Origin of the sequence: Streptomyces finlayi (genome assembly GCF_014216315.1) — a bacterium.
In the GTDB taxonomy this organism is placed as follows: Bacteria; Actinomycetota; Actinomycetes; order Streptomycetales; family Streptomycetaceae; genus Streptomyces; species Streptomyces finlayi_A.
The window spans coordinates 6,785,225-6,803,013 of the sequence record NZ_CP045702.1 but is presented as its reverse complement, the minus strand read 5'-3'; the positions used below and the strand labels follow the sequence as shown (position 1 = coordinate 6,803,013).

Here is a 17,789-nt window from a genome sequence, read left to right as displayed (position 1 = left end):
ACTGTTCTGTGCCGCCGGGCTCAGCGGCGGCCGGCCATGGCCTTGGGCTCCTTCTGCTCCCGCGGGCCCTTCGGGACGTCCACCGTGCGGCGTGGCACCGAGATGCGGTGGGCCGGGTCCCGTACCTCGCCGACCAGCATCTCCAGGACGTCCTCCATGGCGACCAGGCCCAGTACCCGGCCCGACGCGTCGGCGACCTGGGCCAGGTGGGTCGCGGCCCGGCGCATCACCGTCAGGGCGTCGTCGAGCGGGAGTTCCGCGCGCACCGTCGCCATCGGGCGCCAGATCTGCTGCGGGACGGCCCGCTCGTCGTCCTCCAGGTCCAGCACGTCCTTGACATGGAGGTAGCCCATGAACGGGCCGCCGCCCTCCGCGCGGACCGGGAAGCGCGAGTAGCCGGTGCGGACGGTCAGTTCCTCCAGGCGGCGCGGGGTCACCGAGGGGTCGACCGTCACCAGCGACGCCCTGTCGAGCAGTACGTCGGTGACGGGCCGGCTGCCCATCTCCAGCGCGTCCTCCAGCCGCTCCTGCGCGTCCGGTTCCAGCAGGCCGGCCTGGCCGGAGTCCTCGACGAGCCGGTTGAGCTGCTCGCTTGTGAAGACGGCCTCGACCTCGTCCTTGGGCTCGACCTTGAAGAGCCGCAGGACGAGCCGGGCGCAGACGCCCAGGGCGGCCGTGACCGGACGGCACAGGCGCGCGAACCCGACGAGGCCGGGGCTGAGCCACAGCGCCGTCTTCTCGGGGGCCGCCATCGCCAGGTTCTTCGGGACCATCTCGCCGATGACGAGATGGAGGAAGACGACGAGGGCCAGGGCCAGGGCGTATCCGAGGGGGTGGATGAGCCCTTCGGGGACGTGCGTGGCGTGGAAGACCGGCTCCAGGAGATGGGCGACGGTGGGTTCGGCGACGGCTCCGAGGGTGAGGGAGCAGAGGGTGATGCCGAACTGGGCGGCCGCCATCATCTGCGGCAGGTTCTCCAGTCCGTACAGGACCTGCTTGGCCCGGCTCGATCCGCTCGCCGCGAGCGGTGCGACCTGGCTGCGGCGTACGGAGACGAGTGCGAACTCGGCGCCGACGAAGAAACCGTTCGCGAGCACGAGCAGCCCGGCGAACATCAACAGGACGAGACTCATCGCACGGCCTCCAGCCGGCTCGGGGCGAACGCTTCGGGGGCCGGTTCCGGTGCCCCGGTGAGACGCACGAAGCGGACCTGTTCGGCCCGGTAGTGGCCGACCTGGCGGACGGAGATCCGCCATCCGGGGAGCTCGGCCCGGTCACCGGGGGCAGGGATGCGCCCCAGCAGGCCGGCGATCAGGCCGGCCACGGTCTCGTACGGCCCGTCGGGCACGTCCAGGCCGATCCGGCGCAGGATGAGGACCCGGCAGCTGCCGTCGACGTCCCAGGCGGGGCGTCCGTCCTCGGCCACGGCGGGTACGAACTCGGGCCGGTCGGCGCCGATGGCGTCGTGCTCGTCCCTGACCTCGCCGACGAGTTCCTCGATGATGTCTTCGAGGGTGACGACACCGGCGGTCCCGCCGTACTCGTCGACCACCACGGCGATCGGCTGCTCGTTGCGCAGCCGGTGCAGCAGCTGCTCCACGGGAAGTGTCTCGGGGACCATGAGCGGCGGCACGGCGATCCGGCCGGCGGGGGTGCGCAGGCGGTCCCCGGCGGGGACCGCGAGGGCGTCCTTGAGGTGGACCATGCCGACGACCTCGTCGATCCGTTCCCGGTAGACCGGGAAGCGGGAGAGGCCGGTGGCGCGGGTGAGGTTGAGGACGTCCGCGGCGGTCGCCGAGGACTGGAGCGCGCTGACCTTCACGCGTGGGGTCATGACGTGCTGCGCCGTGAGTCCGGCGAGCGAGAGGATGCGTACGAAGAGGTCGGCGGTGTCCTGTTCCAGGGCGCCGGCTTCGGCGGAGTGCTGGGCCAGCGAGACCAGTTCGCCCGGCGTGCGGGCGGAGGCCAGTTCGTCGGTGGGTTCGACGCCCAGCAGCCGGACCAGCCGGTTGGCGACGGTGTTCAGCGCGGTGATCACCGGGCGGAAGACCGTGGCGAAGCGGTGCTGGGGGCCGGCGACGAACCGGGCGACCTGGAGCGGCCGTGAGATGGCCCAGTTCTTCGGGACGAGTTCGCCGATCACCATCTGCACGGCGGCTGCCAGCAGCATGCCGATCACGACACCCACCCCGGGGACGGCCCCTGCGGGCAGTCCGGTGGCGGTGAGCGGTCCGGCGAGCAGCTGGGCGAGCGCGGGTTCGGCGAGCATGCCGACGACCAGCGAGGTGATGGTGATACCCAGCTGGGTGCCGGAGAGCTGGAAGGAGAGTTCGCGCAGGGCGGCGACGACGGTACGGGCCCGCCGGTCGCCTTCGGCGGCGGCGCGTTCGGCGTCGGGCCGGTCCACAGTGACGAGCCCGAATTCGGCTGCCACGAAGAATCCGTTGGCGAGGATGAGGAGGAATGCCGCAGCGAGCAGCAGCAGGGGGGTGGTCATACCGCCGCCTCCGGGGAGAGCGTGGGCTCTGCTGGGGCGGCGCAGGTACTACCGGACGATCCGTCCATTGCTGGAGGGAGTCACTCCTTGGGTCGCAGGAATGCCCCGCCGGCCTCGTGGACCTCTCGTGCGGGGCGGGGCGCACAGGGCGCCGCCGCCCTCAAGAGTAGTCAAGAAGGGGCCGGGCGGGGCAGGGGGCTCAGCCGTTCTCCGTACCGGCGTCCGCTCCGGTGCCACGGGACTCGGCGAGTGCGCGGAGCGTACGGGCGTCGCGGATGGCCTGTTCCTTGGCGATTCCGGGCTGGATACCGAGGGCGGGCAGGCTGGTGCCGTCGCTGAGGTCGAGGAAGACCCAGGGGTCACCGGCCCGCAGGTTGACGCGGAGGATCTCCGCCCAGGCCAGCCTGCGGGTACGGGTGAGATTGACGACCGTGACCCCGGTCTCGTCGGCGACGACCTTGGGCCTGCTGAGCAGGGCGAGGACGCCGAAGAAGAGCAGGGCCACGAAGACGAAGCTGGTCCGCTCCGCCGGGCTCAGCTTCTCCAGCGCCAGGGCGACGACGGTGATGACGACGAACATCGCCAGGCCGACACTCAGCAGGACCACCCGGGTGCGGGTGGGCCGGAAGGTGACCGGAAGGGTGGGCGTTTGCGGCCCGGACGCGGAGGCGGTCATCAGGTTCTCTGTCTTTTGGTGTTCGGTGGTTCCCCGGCCGTCAGAGGCGGCAGGCGTGGATGGCCGTGGTGAGGATGGCGCGGGCACCCAGCTCGTACAGGTCGTCCATGATCCGCTGGGCCTCCTTGGCCGCGACCATGGAACGGACGGCGACCCAGCCCTCGTGGTGCAGCGGGGAGATGGTCGGCGACTCCAGGCCCGGGGTGAGGGCCACGGCGCGCTCCAGGTGCTCGACGCGGCAGTCGTAGTCCATCATCACGTAGCTGCGGGCGACCAGGACGCCCTGGAGACGGCGGAGGAACTGCTGCACCTTGGGGTCGTCGTCGGGGGCACCGGTGCGGCGGATGACGACGGCTTCCGACTTCATGATCGGCTCGCCGATGACTTCGAGTCCGGCGTTGCGCAGGCTGGTGCCCGTCTCCACGACGTCCGCGATGACCTGGGCGACGCCCAGCTCGACGGCGGTCTCGACCGCACCGTCGAGGTGGACGACGGACGCGTTCACACCGAGCTCGGCGAGGTGCTTGGCGACGATGCCCTCGTAGGACGTGGCGATCGTCATGCCGTCGAAGTCCTCTGGGCCCTGGGCCGTGCCGGGCTTCGTGGCGTAGCGGAACGTGGAGCGGGCGAAGCCGAGTTGGAGGATCTCCTCGGCGTCGGCGCCGGAGTCCAGGAGCAGGTCCCGGCCGGTGATGCCGATGTCGAGGCGGCCGGAGCTGACGTAGATCGCGATGTCGCGCGGTCGCAGGTAGAAGAACTCGACCTCGTTCTCCGGGTCGACAAGGACGAGTTCCTTCGACTCCTTGCGCTGCTGGTAGCCGGCCTCATGGAGCATCGCCATCGCAGGCCCGGAAAGTGCACCCTTGTTGGGGATGGCGATGCGCAGCATGAGGTCAGGTTTCCTTTGTGCGAAGTGGTGGTGCGAAGCGTGTTCTGCGGTCGTACGGATGCCGTCGTACAGGTCGGGCAGGCGCGTCGGCTCAGAGGTGGGCGTAGACGTCGTCCAGGGAGATTCCGCGGGCGACCATCATCACCTGGACGTGGTACAGCAGCTGCGAGATCTCCTCGGCCGCGGCCTCTTTGCCCTCGTACTCGGCGGCCATCCAGACTTCGGCGGCCTCCTCGACGACCTTCTTGCCGATGGCATGCACCCCCTTCTCCACCAGTTCGGCGGTGCGGGAGGTGGAGGGGTCGCCGTTGGCCGCCTTGAGCTGCAGCTCGGCGAAGAGCTCTTCGAAGCTCTTGGGGGGTTTGTTCACCATGATGGTCCTTAGAATACGGGGTCCCCGACCGGCACTCAGCGCCAGGGTTCGCTGACGGTGCGCAGCGTCGCGGCGGTCGCGACGGCCGCGGTGACCGCTTCGTGGCCCTTGTCCTCGTTGGACCCTTCGAGGCCGGCCCGGTCCAGCGCCTGCTCCTCGGTGTCACAGGTGAGGACGCCGAAACCGACGGGGACGCCGGTGTCCACGGTGACCTGGGTGAGGCCCATGGTGACGCCCTGGGACACGTACTCGAAATGGGGTGTGCCGCCGCGGATGATCACTCCGAGGGCGACGATCGCGTCGTAACCGCGTCCGGCGAGGACCTTCGCGACGACCGGGAGCTCGAAGCTGCCGGGGACGCGGAGCAGCGTCGGCTCGTCGATGCCGAGGTCGTGCAGGGCGCGCAGCGCGCCGTCGACGAGGCCGTCCATGACCTTCTCGTGCCACTGGGCCGCGATCACCGCGACCCGCAGGTCGCCGCAGTTGCGTACGGACAGTTCGGGTGCGCCCTTGCCGCTCATGTCTTTCTCTCCTGCTCGTTCCGTGATCGTTACTGGTTGCCGCAGGTCGACGCGGGGACCGCGTCGAGCCAGGGCAGGTCGTGCCCCATCCGGTCGCGCTTGGTGCGCAGGTACCGCAGATTGTGTTCGCCGGCCTGGACGGGCATGGGCTCGCGGCCGGTCACCGCCAGACCGTGGCGCAGGAGCGCCGCTGTCTTCTCGGGGTTGTTGGTCATCAGCCGGACGCTGCGGACGCCGAGGTCGAGGAGCATCCGGGCGCCCGCGGCGTAGTCCCGGGCGTCGGCCGGCAGACCGAGTTCCAGGTTGGCGTCGAGGGTGTCGACGCCCTTCTCCTGGAGTTCGTACGCGCGCAGCTTGGAGAGCAGGCCGATGCCCCGGCCCTCGTGGCCGCGCAGATAGACGACGACGCCGCGGCCCTCCTGGGTGATGCGCTCCATGGAGGCGTGCAGCTGAGGGCCGCAGTCGCAGCGCTGGGACTGGAAGATGTCGCCGGTCAGGCACTCGGAGTGGACCCGGACCAGGACGTCGTCGCCGTCGCCGATGTCGCCGTGGACGAGGGCCACGTGCTCGACGCCGTCGATGATCGAGCGGTAGCCGTACGCGGTGAACTCGCCGAACGTGGTCGGCAGCCGGACCTCGGCCTCGCGGCGGACGGTCGGCTCGGAGCTGCGGCGGTAGGCGATCAGGTCCTCGATGGAGATGATCGTGAGGCCGTGCTTGCGTGCGAAGGGGACCAGCTCGGGCAGGCGCAGCATGACGCCGTCCTCGCCCGCGATCTCCACGATGGCGCCCGCGGGCCGCAGCCCGGCGAGGCGCGCCAGGTCGACGGCGGCCTCGGTGTGGCCGTCGCGGACGAGCACACCGCCGGAGCGCGCGCGGAGCGGGAAGATGTGGCCGGGGCGGACGAAGTCGGCGGGGCCCGCTTCGCCGGCCGCCAGCATCCGAAGCGTGGTGGCCCGGTCCGCGGCGGAGATGCCGGTGGTCACGCCGTGTGCGGCGGAGGCGTCCACCGAGACGGTGAAGGCCGTCTTCATGGACTCGGTGTTGTGGTCGACCATCTGCGGGAGTTCGAGCCGCTCCAGCTCGTCGGTCTCCATGGGTGCGCAGATCAGACCGCGGCACTCGCTCATCATGAAGGCGATGATCTCGGGGGTGGCCTTCTCGGCGGCGATGACGAGGTCGCCCTCGTTCTCGCGGTCCTCGTCGTCGACGACCACGACGGGGCGTCCGGCGGCGATGTCGCGGATGGCCTGCTCGACGGGGTCGAGCGAGAGGTCGACGATGTGGCCGCCGTGTTCCGGGTGCAGCCAGGTGGGCTGGGCAGTCATGCCGTGGCTCCTTCCAGAGCGGGTGTCCGCGTACGCAGCCACCAGTCGCGCATGCCCCACAGGACGAGGGCCCCGTAGACGACGTAGATGAGACCGGAGAAGGCGAGACCGCTGTGGAAGTTCAGCGGTACGCCGACCAGGTCGACGAGCAGCCAGGCGAACCAGAACTCGACCATCCCGCGGGCCTGGGCGAGCATCGCGACGAGGGTGCCGGCGAATATGTACGCGTCGGCCCACGGGCTCCAGGAGAGCGAGGGGAATGCGGTGAAGAGGCCGCCGACGGCCAGGGTGCCGAGCGCGGCCCCGCCGACGAGGTAGCCGCGTTCGCGCCAGGTGGCGAAGCGGACGGCGATCGAGCCGTCCTGCGCCTGCTGCCTGCCACGGGTCCACTGCTGCCAGCCCCAGACGGCGACGGCGACGACGATCACCTGCTTCCCGACGCTGCCCGCCTGCTGCACGGAGACGTTGGCGGCGACGAGCACGAGACCGGAGAGGAGCTGGGCGGGCCAGGTCCAGACGGAGCGGAGCCAGCCCAGGGTGAGGGCGATCAGACCGATCGTGTTGCCGATCAGGTCGGACCAGATGATGTGCTGGCCGAAGGCGGTGAAGGCCTCCGAGTTCAGCCAGGTCAGGGCGCTCACTTCACCGGCTCCTCGGGCTCCTGGACCGCGCGGTCGCCGAGCAGGCGCTCGACGTACTTGGCGATGACGTCCACTTCGAGGTTGACCGGGTCGCCGGCCTGCTTGTGGCCGAGCGTGGTCAGGGCGAGGGTGGTGGGGATGAGGCTGATCGTGAAGTAGTCGGGTCCGGCCTCCACGACCGTCAGGCTCACGCCGTCCACCGTGATCGAGCCCTTCTCGACCACGTACCGGGTCAGGTGCGCGGGCAGGGAGATCCTGACGATCTCCCAGTTCTCGGAGACCTCGCGGTCGATGACGCGGCCGGTGCCGTCGACGTGTCCCTGGACGATGTGTCCGCCGAGCCTGCCGCCGAGTGCCATGGGCCGCTCCAGGTTCACCCGGGAGCCGGCAGCCAGGGCGCCGAGGCTGGAGCGGTTCAGGGTCTCCGCCATCACGTCGGCCGTGAACTCGTGCTCGCCGAGGTCCACGACGGTGAGGCAGACGCCGTTGACGGCGATCGAGTCGCCGTGTTTGGCGCCTTCGGTGACGACGGGGCCACGCAGTCGGAAGCGGGAGGCGTCGTCGAGCTTCTCGACTGCGGTGACCTCACCCAGTTCTTCGACAATTCCGGTGAACACTCAGTTTCCCTTCCGAGCAGGGACGGGGACGGCGGTGATGCGCAGATCGGGGCCGATGCGTTCGGTCTCGGTCACTTCGAGCCGCAACGCCCGGGAGATGGTGGAGATTCCGGCGTCGGCGAGGGCCGCGGGGCCCGCGCCGAGGAGGACCGGAGCGAGATAGCCGACGACCTTGTCGACCGATCCCGCGGCGACGAAGGCACCGGCCAGGACCGGCCCGCCTTCGAGGAGTACGGAGCGGATGCCGCGTGCGTACAGGGCGTCGAGCAGGGCGCCGATGTCGAGACCGGGCCCGTTGGCGGCGCGGGGCAGCCGGAGCACGGTCTCCGAGGGGAGGTGGGCCGTGCCGGCGTCCTCGGCGACCGCGATCAGGGTGGGAGCCGTGCCGTCGAGGACGCGGGCGCCGGGCCGTACGGCGGTGGCGGCGGTGTCGACGACCACCCTGAGCGGCTGGCGGGCGCCCTCGATCCCGCGTACGCCCAGCTGCGGGTCGTCGGTACGTGCGGTACCGGAGCCGACGATCACGGCGTCGGCCTCGGCACGCAGCCGGTGGACGTCCGCGCGGGCTTCGGGGGAGGTGATCCAGCGGCTGGTGGCGTCGGCGGCGGCGATCCGGCCGTCGAGGGTGGCCGCGTACTTCCACAGGACATACGGGCGGCCGAGGCGTACGGAGGTGAGCCAGGCCGCGTTGCCCGCCTCGGCCTCGTCGGCGAGGAGCCCCTGCGTGGTCTCGATCCCGGCCGCGCGGAGGGTGTCGGCGCCCCCGGTGGCCTGCGGGTTCGGGTCTCCGACCGCGTAGACGACTCGGCTGACCCCGGCTTCGGTGAGCGCCTGGGCGCAGGGGCCGGTCCGGCCGGTGTGGTTGCAGGGTTCGAGGGTCACGTAGGCGGTGCCGCCACGGGCACGTCCGCCGGCCTCGCGCAGGGCGTGGACCTCTGCGTGGGGGCCGCCCGCCCGCCGGTGGAAGCCTTCGCCTGCCGGCGCACCGGCGGCGTCGAGAATGACGCATCCGACGACCGGGTTGGGGCTGGTGGAGCCGAGACCGCGGGCTGCGAGCGTGATCGCTCGCCGCATGGCGGTGATATCGGCTGCGGTGTCCACCGGGTCCTCCTGCCTCTTCGGGCACGGACTCCGGGGCCTGTCGATGACGACAGATGAAGCGGAACGCAACAGGGAACGCCTGAGCCGAAGACACGGATGCAGGTGTCCCGGGAGATCCCCGGAACGCATCCGCCGACGGCGGCGTACCTGTGACGGCCCGCCGCGCACTGCCTCCCATCCGGACTTTCACCGTCGGTCCAGGAATTTCACCTGGTCAACCGGCCGCTGGATGCGGACGGGTCGCGGACTGTAACCGCCGGTTCGGAATTACACCGACCCCGGAGTGCGCTGCTGCTGGTACACAACCAGTCTGCCACGGCCGCCCGTCGGCCATACGGGCGCGTACCTGTGGGCTGGCTCACAGGAACCCGCGGCGGGGTACGCGACGGGACGGTCGGGGTCAGATGGTCCAGACCTATCGACTCATTGGTCTAGTCCTCTTAATCTCTGCGTCACCTCCGAGGTCGGGTCCGGGCGTGCGCACGCTCCGGTCCCCGCACGACCCATCCCCCTTGCCAGTTGTGTTCTGCCGACCTCCCCAGGAGGAACGACAAATGCTGTCCCCCACTCGAGCGAGAGCCACCGGCACGATGATCTGGGAACTCGCGGGCGACTACCGCTTCGACGCCGCCAAGGGGCAGTACGAGCCGGGCTCGACGCTCACGTCGGCGATGTACGAGAAGTTCAGGTCGGCCACTCCGTACGGCGCGAAGAGGTCCACGATCGACCTGCCCACCCAGGCGCTGAACATCGATGTGGCCTTCGAGCAGTTCCCGCTCGGGGACTCGAACTACCCCATCGGCCCGAAGCTCAAGAACACCAACAACACCAGGACCACGCTGCCAGGCGGTACGGAGTTCCGCTTCGACTACGCCACGTCGGCGCCCGCCAACGCCAAGGACCAGTCGGGCTTCGGTACGACGATCTTCCGCAGTGACCACACCGCCCCGAACGACATCGGCGGACTCAAGGGTGACTACAACCGCGTCTCGCTGAAGCTCCCGGCCTGGCAGACGCTGGCCCCCGGGGCCTCGGTGCAGCTCGACTTCGTCTACTACCTGCCGACGTCGACGCCGTCGAACTGGACGGTGACCTTCGGGGGAACGTCGTACCCCCTCGCCGGTGACCTGGCACGCGGCACGACCGTGGTGGAGCCGGGCACGGGAACCAGCCCTTCTCCCGACCCGTCCACCACGCCTGCGACCACGCCGCCCACCACACCGCCCCCGGCCGGCAGTTGCTCGGCGCCGGCGTGGAACGCGACCGCTGAGTACGGCTCCGGCACGACCCTCGGTCACGCCTCCCGCCAGTGGAAGGCCAAGCGGTGGACGAAGGGCGAGACGCCCGGCACCACCGGTGAATGGGGTGTCTGGCAGGACCTCGGGGCCTGCTGAGCCCCGACCGCCCGACGACCGTGCGGTGACCGGGACGACCCGGTCACCGCACGGCCACGTGCGGGTACCCCGGGGAGGCGCGTCAGCCGCCCGGAGCGAACAACGCGTCCTGCGCCGCGTCCCGAGCCGCCACCAGCGCCCCTCGCAGCACCGCCGCGCCGCCGAGCGCCCCCGCCCTGACCTCCGTGGGCAGTGGCGACAGCCGGGCCAGCCGTTCCTCGACCCGTGAGGCGAGTGCGTCGCCACCCGCATGGCCCACCTCGCCCGCCAGGACCACACATCCCGGGTCGAGCACCGACACGACGGCCGCGGCGCCGAGCGCGACGCGGTCGGCGAGCGCGTCCAGGAAGACGTCGCCGTTCGCGACCCCCGCGAGGGCCGCGTGGACCGCGTGGACCGCCACCGGATCCTGCTCGCCGCCCTGCGTGCCCGCCGGGGCCCCGGCGGGCACGCCGTACCGGGCGGCGAGCTCGCAGACGGCGGCCGACCCGGCCAGCGAATGGAACCCCCCGTCGCAGCTGACGGCCGAGGGCACGCCCGTCGTCCACGGAACGGGCAGGAAGCCGATCTCGCCCGCCCCGCCGGAGGCTCCCCGGCGCAGCCTGCCGTCCAGCATGACGGCGGCCCCGATGCCGTGGCCGAGCCAGAGCAGGACGAAGGTGTCGCGGTCGCGGGCCGCGCCGCCGCGCTGCTCGGCGACGGCCGCGAGGTTGGTCTCGTTCTCCACGAGCACGGTGGCGGGCAGCCGCTGCTGGAGTGCGGCGACGAGCCCGCGGTGCCAGGCCGGCAGGCCGGTCGTGTCGCGGAGTTCCCCGGTGGCCGGATCGATCAGGCCGGGGGCGCCGATCCCGACGCTGTGCAGCGGGGCGGGGCCCGCCCGCCGCGCCGTGCGCTCCAGCAGGGCGACGGCCTGCTCGATGGCCGGTCCGGTGCCGGTTGTGCCGTCGATGGGCAGGGTGTCCTCCGCGAGCGTCACCCCGAGGAGGTCGGCGACGACGACCGCGACGCTGTCCGTACGCACGTCGAGGGCCGCGAGATGGGCGCGGTCGGCGACGATCCCGTACAACCGGGCGTTGGGTCCGCGCCGCTCGGCACCGCTCTCGCCGACCACCCGGATGAGCCCGGCACCCTGGAGGCGCTCGACGAGGTCGGCGACCGTGGGGCGGGAGAGTCCGGTGAGCGTCTTCAACTGCGTGGCCGTCAACGGACCGTCCCGCTGGAGCAGTTCCAGGGCGAGCCGGTCGTTGATGGCCCGGGCGGTGCTCGGTGAGGCGGGCATGCAGCGATCCTTCCAGATCCTGCCGCACGGGTCGCCGTCCATTTATCAGGCAGGGTTCCTGATAGTTTACTGGCCGCGTTGTGGAGACGGCTGCCGGGACCCCGGCGGGCCACAATTCCCTGGGGAGGGCACGGCGGTATGACGATGGATTCCTGCAACACGGTCTTCGGCAAGGAGCAGGTGAAGCGGGCCAGGATCGCGGTCGCCGCGGTCTTCACGGTGCACGGGGCGGTGACCGGGAGCTTCGCCACCCGGGTGCCGTGGATCCAGGACCACGCCTCGGTGAGCGCGGGTCAGCTCGGCCTCGCCCTCGCCTTCCCGGCCATCGGCGCCTCGCTGTCGATGCCCCTGGCGGGCCGGATCAGTCACCGCTTGGGGGCCAGGACCGCGCTGCGCGGCCTGCTGCTGCTGTGGACGCTGGCGCTGGTCCTGCCGGCCCTGGCCCCGAACCTCGTGACGCTCTGCGCGGCGCTCTTCGTGTACGGCGCGACGGCAGGGATGTCGGACGTGGCGATGAACGCGCTCGGGGTGGAGGTGGAGAACCGGCTGGACAAGTCGATCATGTCGGGGCTGCATGGGATGTGGAGCGTCGGCGCCCTGATCGGTTCGGCCGCGGGCACGGTCGCCGCCCACCTCGGCACCGACGCCAGGCTGCACCACACCATCGCCGCCCTCGCGCTCACGGCACTCGGGCTGATCGCCTGTCAGGGGGTCCTTGATCTCCGGAGCGAGGCGGACGAGGAGCCGCCGCCGCGCTTCACCCTGCCGCCGAAGTCGGCGCTGATCATCGGCGCGGTGGGCTTCTGCGCGGTGTTCGCGGAGGGGGCGAGCCTCGACTGGTCGGCGGTCTACCTCAAGGAGATCATGGGCAGTTCCGCCGGGCTGGCCGCCGCGTCCACGACGGCGTTCGCGCTGACGATGGCCGTGGCCAGGATCGCCGGTGACAAGGTCGTGGACCGCTTCGGAGCGGTCAGGACGGTCCGGGTCGGCGGCGTACTCGCGACGGCGGGCGGGCTCCTCGTGGTGGTGGCACCGAACGCCGCCCTGGCCCTGGGCGGCTTCGGACTGCTCGGCCTCGGCGTCGCCGTCGTCGTCCCGCTGGCGTTCGCCGCCGCGGGGCGCAGCGGGCCCAACCCGAGCCAGGCGATCGCCGGTGTCGCCACCATCACGTACACCTCCGGGCTCATCGCTCCCTCCATGATCGGCTCGCTGGCCGAGGCGACCTCGCTGATCGTCTCGTTCGGCCTGGTGACGGTACTGGCCTTCGGCCTGGTGCTGGGCGCGGGCGTGCTCCGCGGGGCCGACCGCGTGTCCACGGGCGGCGGCGCCCCGGACCCTTCACCGGCGAAGGCCGGGACGGGGACCTGAGAGCACGCAGGGTGGGGGCCTGCGCCGGAACAGGGCGCTGCGCGGGTACGGCCACCTGCGGCATAGCATGGCGCTGATCTTTTCCGCGGGAGAACACTCCGCACGGGACGTACGCGGTGAAAACTCCGCACGGACACACAGGGAGCAACCATGGGCGGCCTCGGCGTGCGCTGGACCTTGCACGGCGACGGGAAGACCCCCGCGCCGGGGGCCGTGGTGCGCCCCGACGAGCGGCTCTCCTGGCCCCGTACGTTCGGCCTGGGCGCCCAGCACGTGGTGGCCATGTTCGGCGCCTCGTTCGTCGCGCCGGTGCTGATGGGCCTGGACCCGAACCTCGCGATCATGATGTCCGGTGTCGCGACGGTGATCTTCCTGCTGGCGACGAAGGGCAGAGTGCCCAGCTATCTCGGCTGCTCGCTCTCCTTCGTCGGTGTCGCCGCGACGATCCGGGCGAGCGGCGGCAGCAGTGCGACCATCACGGGCGCGGTCCTCGTGGTCGGTGCGGTGCTGTTCCTGGTGGGCCTCGCGGTCCAGCGGTTCGGCGCCCGGATCATCCACGCCGCGATGCCGCCGGTGGTCACCGGCGCGGTCGTCATGCTGATCGGTTTCAACCTGGCGCCCGTGACGGCGTCGACGTACTGGCCGCAGGACCAGTGGACGGCGCTCCTGGTGATGCTGTTCACCGGTCTGGCCGTGGTCTGCCTGCGTGGATTCTTCTCCCGGATCGCGATCTTCCTCGGCCTGGTCTTCGGTTACCTGCTGTCCTGGGCGCTCGACGCCGTCTTCGGGAAGATCCACTCCCCGGCGGGCGGCGCCGAGGCCGTCGACCACTGGCGGCTGGACCTCTCCGCCGTCTCGCACGCCGACTGGATCGGGCTGCCGTCCTTCCACGCCCCCAGCTTCGAATGGTCCGCGATCCTGGTGGCCCTGCCCGTCGTGATCGCCCTGGTCGCGGAGAACGCCGGCCATGTGAAGGCCGTCGGCGAGATGACCGGTGACTCGCTCGACGACAAGCTGGGCACGGCCATCGCGGCCGACGGCGCCGCCTCCATGCTCTCCACCGCTGTGGGCGGGCCGCCGAACACCACGTACTCCGAGAACATCGGCGTGATGGCCGCGACACGGGTCTACTCCACCGCCGCCTACTGGGCCGCCGCCTGTTTCGCCCTGCTCTTCGGTCTCTGCCCCAAGTTCGGCGCGGTCGTCGCCGCCATCCCCGGCGGTGTCCTCGGCGGGATCACCGTCATCCTGTACGGCATGATCGGCCTCCTCGGCGCCCAGATCTGGACGAACGCCAAGGTCGATCTCCGCAACCCGCTCAACCTCGTGCCGGCCGCGGCCGGCATCATCATCGGCGTCGGCGGCGTCAGTCTGAAGATCACCGACAGCTTCGAACTGAGCGGCATCGCGCTCGGCACCATCGTCGTGATCACCGGCTATCACGTGCTGCGGGCCTTCGCGCCGGACCACCTGAAGACCCAGGAACCCCTGCTGGACTCGGGCACCTCCACCTACGACGAGGAGAAGCCCGCCGCGAAGGGCTGAGGCGGGCGCGGAAACGGGCCGGGGGCTGAGGCGTACGGGCGGATCTTCGCCCGTTCCGATGAACCCCCGGCCCGTCGGCGCCGCGGCGGCCCCCCGGCTGGGACGCTGCCCGCATGGCGCAGTCCGGGCGGTACGCAGACCTCGCGGGACCCGGCACCGCGATCGTGGACGTCCCCGCGGTGACCGGGCCGATGCGTGCCTTCCGACCGGGCCGGCCGCCGCGCGACTGGTGGGGCGCTGTCTGTTGACACCCTGCCGCTGGCAGCGACGGCCCGCGCCCCGTCGCGACGGGGCGTGCGAGGGTGGCGCGGGCCGGCTGTCTCCTCAGTCCTCCGGAAGCTCCACCGGGCTGATCTCGTCGAAGACGTCACCGGGGCCGGGGTTCGTCGCGTCCGTGGCGCCGCCGAACTGGGTCATGACACCCCACACGGCGTTGAGCGCGGTCTGCACGGCGCCCTCGGCCCATCCGGCCGTCCAGGAGATGTCGTCGCCCGCGAGGAAGACGCCCCGCTTGTCGGCGGGCAGCCGGTCCTGCATGAAGTGGGTGAACAGCCGCCGCTGGTAACGGTAGTGGCCCGGCAGGTTGGCCTTGAACGCGCCCATGAAGTAAGGCTCGTTCTCCCAGGACACGGTGACCGGGTTGCCGATGATGTGCTTGCGGATGTCGACGTTCGGATAGATCTCGCCGAGCGACTTGAGCATGACGTCCATGCGCTCGTTCGGGGAGAGCGGCAGCCACTTCAGGCTGTCGTCGCACCAGGTGTACGAGAGACAGATGACGGCCGGCTTGTCGGGGCCCTCGTCCAGGAGGTACGTGCCCCGGGTCATCCGGTCGGTGAGCGTCATCGACATGGAGTCGCGGCCGGTCAGCTCGTCCTTGTCCAGCCAGAACGGCCGGTCCACCGGCACGAACAGCTTGGACGACTCCATGTAGTGGGTGCGCTCCATCGCCGTCCAGTGGTCGATCGGGAAGAGCGCGTCGTCACAGGCGATCTTGGAGAGCAGCAGCCAGGACTGCGCCGTGAAGACCGCCGCACGGTAGGTGCGGATGTCCCCGCTCGCGTCGGCGACCGTGACCTTGTTGCCCGCGGTGCGGTTCAGCCGGGTCACGGCCGGGCGCGGCTCGCCGTTGTGCAGGGAGGCGAGTGACGTGCCGAGGGGCCAGTGGACGATCTTCTCCGGCTCGCGGTCCCAGAGGCGCAGCGGCAACTGCTGGCTGCCCCCCACGATCCCGCGGTGGTGGTCGTCGGCCTCGCTGTAGACGACGCGCAGGATCTCCAGGATGGAGTTGGGGAAGTCGGTGTCCCAGCCGCCGGTGCCGAAGCCGACCTGGCCGAAGATCTCGCGGTGCCGGAAGGACTTGAACGCCTCGGAGTCGCAGAGAAACCCGTAGAAGGTCTGGTTGTCGAGCTTCTCGACGAGCTTCGCCCAGATCTCGCGGATGCGCGGGATGTCGCGCTCGCGCATCGCGCGGTTCATGTCGGAGAAGTCCGCGCCCTTCTCCAGGCAGGCGTTCCAGGCGTCCATGACATCGCGGTACACCTGGGGCAGGTCGGCGATGGTCTCGGCGTAGTGCGACTCGCCCTTGAGGTCGACGACGGTCGACGGGGTGGCCGGGGACAGCGGGTTGGGGAACGGCTTCGTCTCCAGGCCCACCAGGTCGATGTAGTGCTGGAGCGCCGTGGAGGACGGCGGGAAGCGCATCGCGCCCATCTCGGCGGTCAGTTCGGGGTCGCAGCCCTCGAAGCCGACCGTACGGAGCCGGCCGCCTATCTGGTCCGCCTCGTAGACGACGGGCTTGAGGCCCATCTTCATCAGCTCGTAGGCGGCGATGATCCCGGAGAGCCCACCGCCGATGACGGCGACCTCGGCACCGTGCTCGGTGGCCGGGATCTGCCCGATGCCCGCCGGGTGTGCGAGGAAGTCGTCGTACGCGTAGGGGAAGTCCGGCCCGAACATGGTGATCGGCGGCTGCGCGTCGGTGTGCTGGACGGCGTTGGGCACCGTGGACGTCATGGGGTGGGGACTCCTTGCGCGAAACAGCGGAACGGGGTGTGGCAGGGGGTGGCGCGACGGCTCAGGCGAGAGAGCCGTAGAAGCCGGGGCGGCGGTCGGCCAGATACGGGTTGGCGGCGCGCGAGGCTGTCAGCACCTCAGGGTCCACCTCGCCGATGACGAGCTCCTCGCCACGGCCGGCGCGGACTCGCACCACACCGTCGGGCCCGGCCAGACAGCTCAGGCCGATGAACTCGAACTCGCCTTCCCGGCCGGTCCTGTTGACGTACGCCACGTACATCTGGCTCTCGAAGGCCCGGACGGGGACGACGGACTCGGCGACGAACTGGAAGGGGTGCATCTGCGCGGTCGGCACCAGCAGCAGACCGGTGCCCGCGAGGGCGTGCGCCCGGACGTTCTCCGGGAACTCGACGTCATAGCAGATCAGCAGACCGATGCGTACGCCACCGAGCTCGGCCTGCACCACGGACTGCTCGCCGGGGGTGAACCACTCCTGCTCGAAGCAGCCGAAGAGATGGGTCTTGCGGTAGTTCGCGAGTGCGGCCCCGTCCGGCCCGATGAGCTGCGCCGCGTTGAAGATCTGCTCGCCCTCGCGCTCCGGGTAGCCGTAGAGCACCGCGAGCCCGTGCCGTACCGCGAGGTCGGCGACGGCCTGCGCACCGGGCCCGTCGGAGGCTTCCGCCAGCCGAGGGACGGCGTCACCGATGGCGTAGCCGGTCAGGAACATCTCGGGACAGACGAGCAGCTGCGCCCCGGCCTCGGCGGCACGTCCGGCGGCCTCGTCGAGAACCTTCAGGTTCTCGTCCACGGCACCGGGTCGGCCGGAACTCTGGAGCAGGGCGGTGCGCAACGACGGCATGGCTGACCTCGGGAGGTGCGAGCGGGGTGGGGAGACATATCGACGGTACGGCCCGCCGCTCCCCCCGGACAAGGCGCGACCCTTGCGCCCCACCGGCGATCCATTGCGCCCGCCGACCCGGCGACGGCGATTCATTGCGCGGGACGACTTCCCAGGTCAGAAGGGTGATCTGGGTCTCACGCCACACGCCGCCGACCGCGCGTGACTCAGGCCGGCGGCGACCCCGCCGAGTACCGTCGCAGCAACGGCGACAGCACGAGCACGGACTTCGTCCGCTCCACGTACGGCTCGCCGGCGATCCGCTCCAGCACCTGCTCGAAGTGCCGCATGTCGGCGGCGAAGACCTGCACGATCGCGTCGGCATCGCCCGTGACCGTCGAGGCCGACGCCACCTCCGGATACACCGCGAGTCCGCGCTTGATCGCCTCCGGCGACGTATTGCGGCTGCAGTAGATCTCGATGAATCCCTCGGTCTCCCAGCCCAGCGCCGCGGGGTCCACGCGCACGGTGAATCCGGTGATCGCCCCCTCGGCCCGCAGCCGGTCGACCCGGCGTTTCACCGCGGGGGCGGACAGCCCGACCAGCGCGCCGATATCGGCGTAGGAGCGCCGGGCGTCTTCGGCGAGGGCGTGGACGATGCGTTCGTCGAGGTCGTTCAGGCGCACTTCGGGCGGTTCACTTCTCT

At 71.0% G+C, this 17,789-nt stretch carries 17 protein-coding genes, 1 pseudogene and 1 riboswitch; of the genes and pseudogenes, 4 read left to right on the top strand and 14 right to left on the bottom strand.

Annotation, left to right across the window (positions count from 1 at the left end; translation table 11 throughout):
* Nucleotides 1-20: 20 nt before the first annotated feature.
* The 10 genes from F0344_RS31215 to ribD all read right to left on the bottom strand — a co-directional run bounded on the left by F0344_RS31215 (nt 21) and on the right by ribD (nt 8,643).
* Nucleotides 21-1,133 (bottom strand): hemolysin family protein, encoded by a 1,113-nt coding sequence (locus F0344_RS31215; RefSeq protein WP_185301956.1) that lies wholly within the window; start codon nt 1,131-1,133, stop codon nt 21-23.
* On the bottom strand, nt 1,130-2,497 hold the full coding sequence (locus tag F0344_RS31210; RefSeq protein WP_185301955.1) for a hemolysin family protein: 1,368 nt from the start codon (nt 2,495-2,497) through the stop codon (nt 1,130-1,132). The genes F0344_RS31215 and F0344_RS31210 overlap by 4 nt, the downstream gene beginning before the upstream one ends.
* A gap of 199 nt (nt 2,498-2,696) precedes the next feature.
* Nucleotides 2,697-3,173: a PH domain-containing protein gene (locus F0344_RS31205; RefSeq protein WP_185301954.1), complete on the bottom strand. Its 477-nt coding sequence runs from the start codon at nt 3,171-3,173 to the stop codon at nt 2,697-2,699.
* A 40-nt stretch (nt 3,174-3,213) separates the two neighbouring features.
* Nucleotides 3,214-4,062, bottom strand: a complete 849-nt coding sequence (gene hisG, locus F0344_RS31200; RefSeq protein WP_185301953.1) for an ATP phosphoribosyltransferase — start codon at nt 4,060-4,062, stop codon at nt 3,214-3,216.
* 91 nt (nt 4,063-4,153) lie between these two features.
* Complete coding sequence (locus F0344_RS31195) at nt 4,154-4,435, bottom strand: phosphoribosyl-ATP diphosphatase (protein ID WP_185301952.1); 282 nt, start codon at nt 4,433-4,435, stop codon at nt 4,154-4,156.
* A gap of 35 nt (nt 4,436-4,470) precedes the next feature.
* On the bottom strand, nt 4,471-4,956 hold the full coding sequence (gene ribH, locus F0344_RS31190; RefSeq protein ID WP_185301951.1) for a 6,7-dimethyl-8-ribityllumazine synthase: 486 nt from the start codon (nt 4,954-4,956) through the stop codon (nt 4,471-4,473).
* 29 nt (nt 4,957-4,985) lie between these two features.
* Nucleotides 4,986-6,284, bottom strand: a complete 1,299-nt coding sequence (locus tag F0344_RS31185) for a bifunctional 3,4-dihydroxy-2-butanone-4-phosphate synthase/GTP cyclohydrolase II (RefSeq protein WP_185301950.1) — start codon at nt 6,282-6,284, stop codon at nt 4,986-4,988.
* Nucleotides 6,281-6,925 (bottom strand): nicotinamide mononucleotide transporter family protein, encoded by a 645-nt coding sequence (locus F0344_RS31180; protein WP_185301949.1) that lies wholly within the window; start codon nt 6,923-6,925, stop codon nt 6,281-6,283. The genes F0344_RS31185 and F0344_RS31180 overlap by 4 nt, the downstream gene beginning before the upstream one ends.
* Nucleotides 6,922-7,542, bottom strand: coding sequence for a riboflavin synthase (locus F0344_RS31175; protein WP_185301948.1), 621 nt, complete (start codon nt 7,540-7,542; stop codon nt 6,922-6,924). The genes F0344_RS31180 and F0344_RS31175 overlap by 4 nt, the downstream gene beginning before the upstream one ends.
* On the bottom strand, nt 7,543-8,643 hold the full coding sequence (gene ribD / locus F0344_RS31170) for a bifunctional diaminohydroxyphosphoribosylaminopyrimidine deaminase/5-amino-6-(5-phosphoribosylamino)uracil reductase RibD (protein ID WP_185301947.1): 1,101 nt from the start codon (nt 8,641-8,643) through the stop codon (nt 7,543-7,545).
* Nucleotides 8,644-8,803: 160 nt separating this feature from the next.
* Nucleotides 8,804-8,934: riboswitch (FMN riboswitch) on the bottom strand.
* 293 nt (nt 8,935-9,227) lie between these two features.
* Between ribD and F0344_RS31165 the strand changes: the two are divergent.
* Nucleotides 9,228-10,037 (top strand): annotated as a pseudogene (locus F0344_RS31165) (chitinase C-terminal domain-containing protein); the annotation flags it as partial.
* Between the two features lie 82 nt (nt 10,038-10,119).
* Here the strand turns inward: F0344_RS31165 and F0344_RS31160 are convergent.
* Complete coding sequence (locus tag F0344_RS31160) at nt 10,120-11,316, bottom strand: ROK family transcriptional regulator (RefSeq protein ID WP_185301946.1); 1,197 nt, start codon at nt 11,314-11,316, stop codon at nt 10,120-10,122.
* 138 nt (nt 11,317-11,454) lie between these two features.
* On the opposite strand from F0344_RS31160, the gene F0344_RS31155 reads away from it, so the two are divergent.
* The 3 genes from F0344_RS31155 to F0344_RS36230 all read left to right on the top strand — a co-directional run bounded on the left by F0344_RS31155 (nt 11,455) and on the right by F0344_RS36230 (nt 14,477).
* Nucleotides 11,455-12,684: an MFS transporter gene (locus F0344_RS31155; protein WP_185301945.1), complete on the top strand. Its 1,230-nt coding sequence runs from the start codon at nt 11,455-11,457 to the stop codon at nt 12,682-12,684.
* 150 nt (nt 12,685-12,834) lie between these two features.
* On the top strand, nt 12,835-14,229 hold the full coding sequence (locus tag F0344_RS31150) for a uracil-xanthine permease family protein (protein WP_185301944.1): 1,395 nt from the start codon (nt 12,835-12,837) through the stop codon (nt 14,227-14,229).
* Between the two features lie 113 nt (nt 14,230-14,342).
* A complete protein-coding gene (locus tag F0344_RS36230) occupies nt 14,343-14,477 on the top strand; it encodes a hypothetical protein (RefSeq protein ID WP_258050174.1) in 135 nt (44 codons plus the stop codon).
* Between the two features lie 76 nt (nt 14,478-14,553).
* On the opposite strand, the gene F0344_RS31145 is transcribed toward F0344_RS36230, so the two are convergent.
* The 3 genes from F0344_RS31145 to F0344_RS31135 all read right to left on the bottom strand — a co-directional run bounded on the left by F0344_RS31145 (nt 14,554) and on the right by F0344_RS31135 (nt 17,769).
* On the bottom strand, nt 14,554-16,245 hold the full coding sequence (locus F0344_RS31145) for a flavin monoamine oxidase family protein (RefSeq protein ID WP_185301943.1): 1,692 nt from the start codon (nt 16,243-16,245) through the stop codon (nt 14,554-14,556).
* A 61-nt stretch (nt 16,246-16,306) separates the two neighbouring features.
* Nucleotides 16,307-17,104, bottom strand: coding sequence for a carbon-nitrogen hydrolase family protein (locus F0344_RS31140; protein ID WP_185301942.1), 798 nt, complete (start codon nt 17,102-17,104; stop codon nt 16,307-16,309).
* Between the two features lie 206 nt (nt 17,105-17,310).
* The gene (locus F0344_RS31135; protein ID WP_185301941.1) at nt 17,311-17,769 is read right to left on the bottom strand and encodes an Lrp/AsnC family transcriptional regulator; all 459 of its coding nucleotides are present in this window, start codon (nt 17,767-17,769) and stop codon (nt 17,311-17,313) included.
* Nucleotides 17,770-17,789 lie beyond the last annotated feature (20 nt).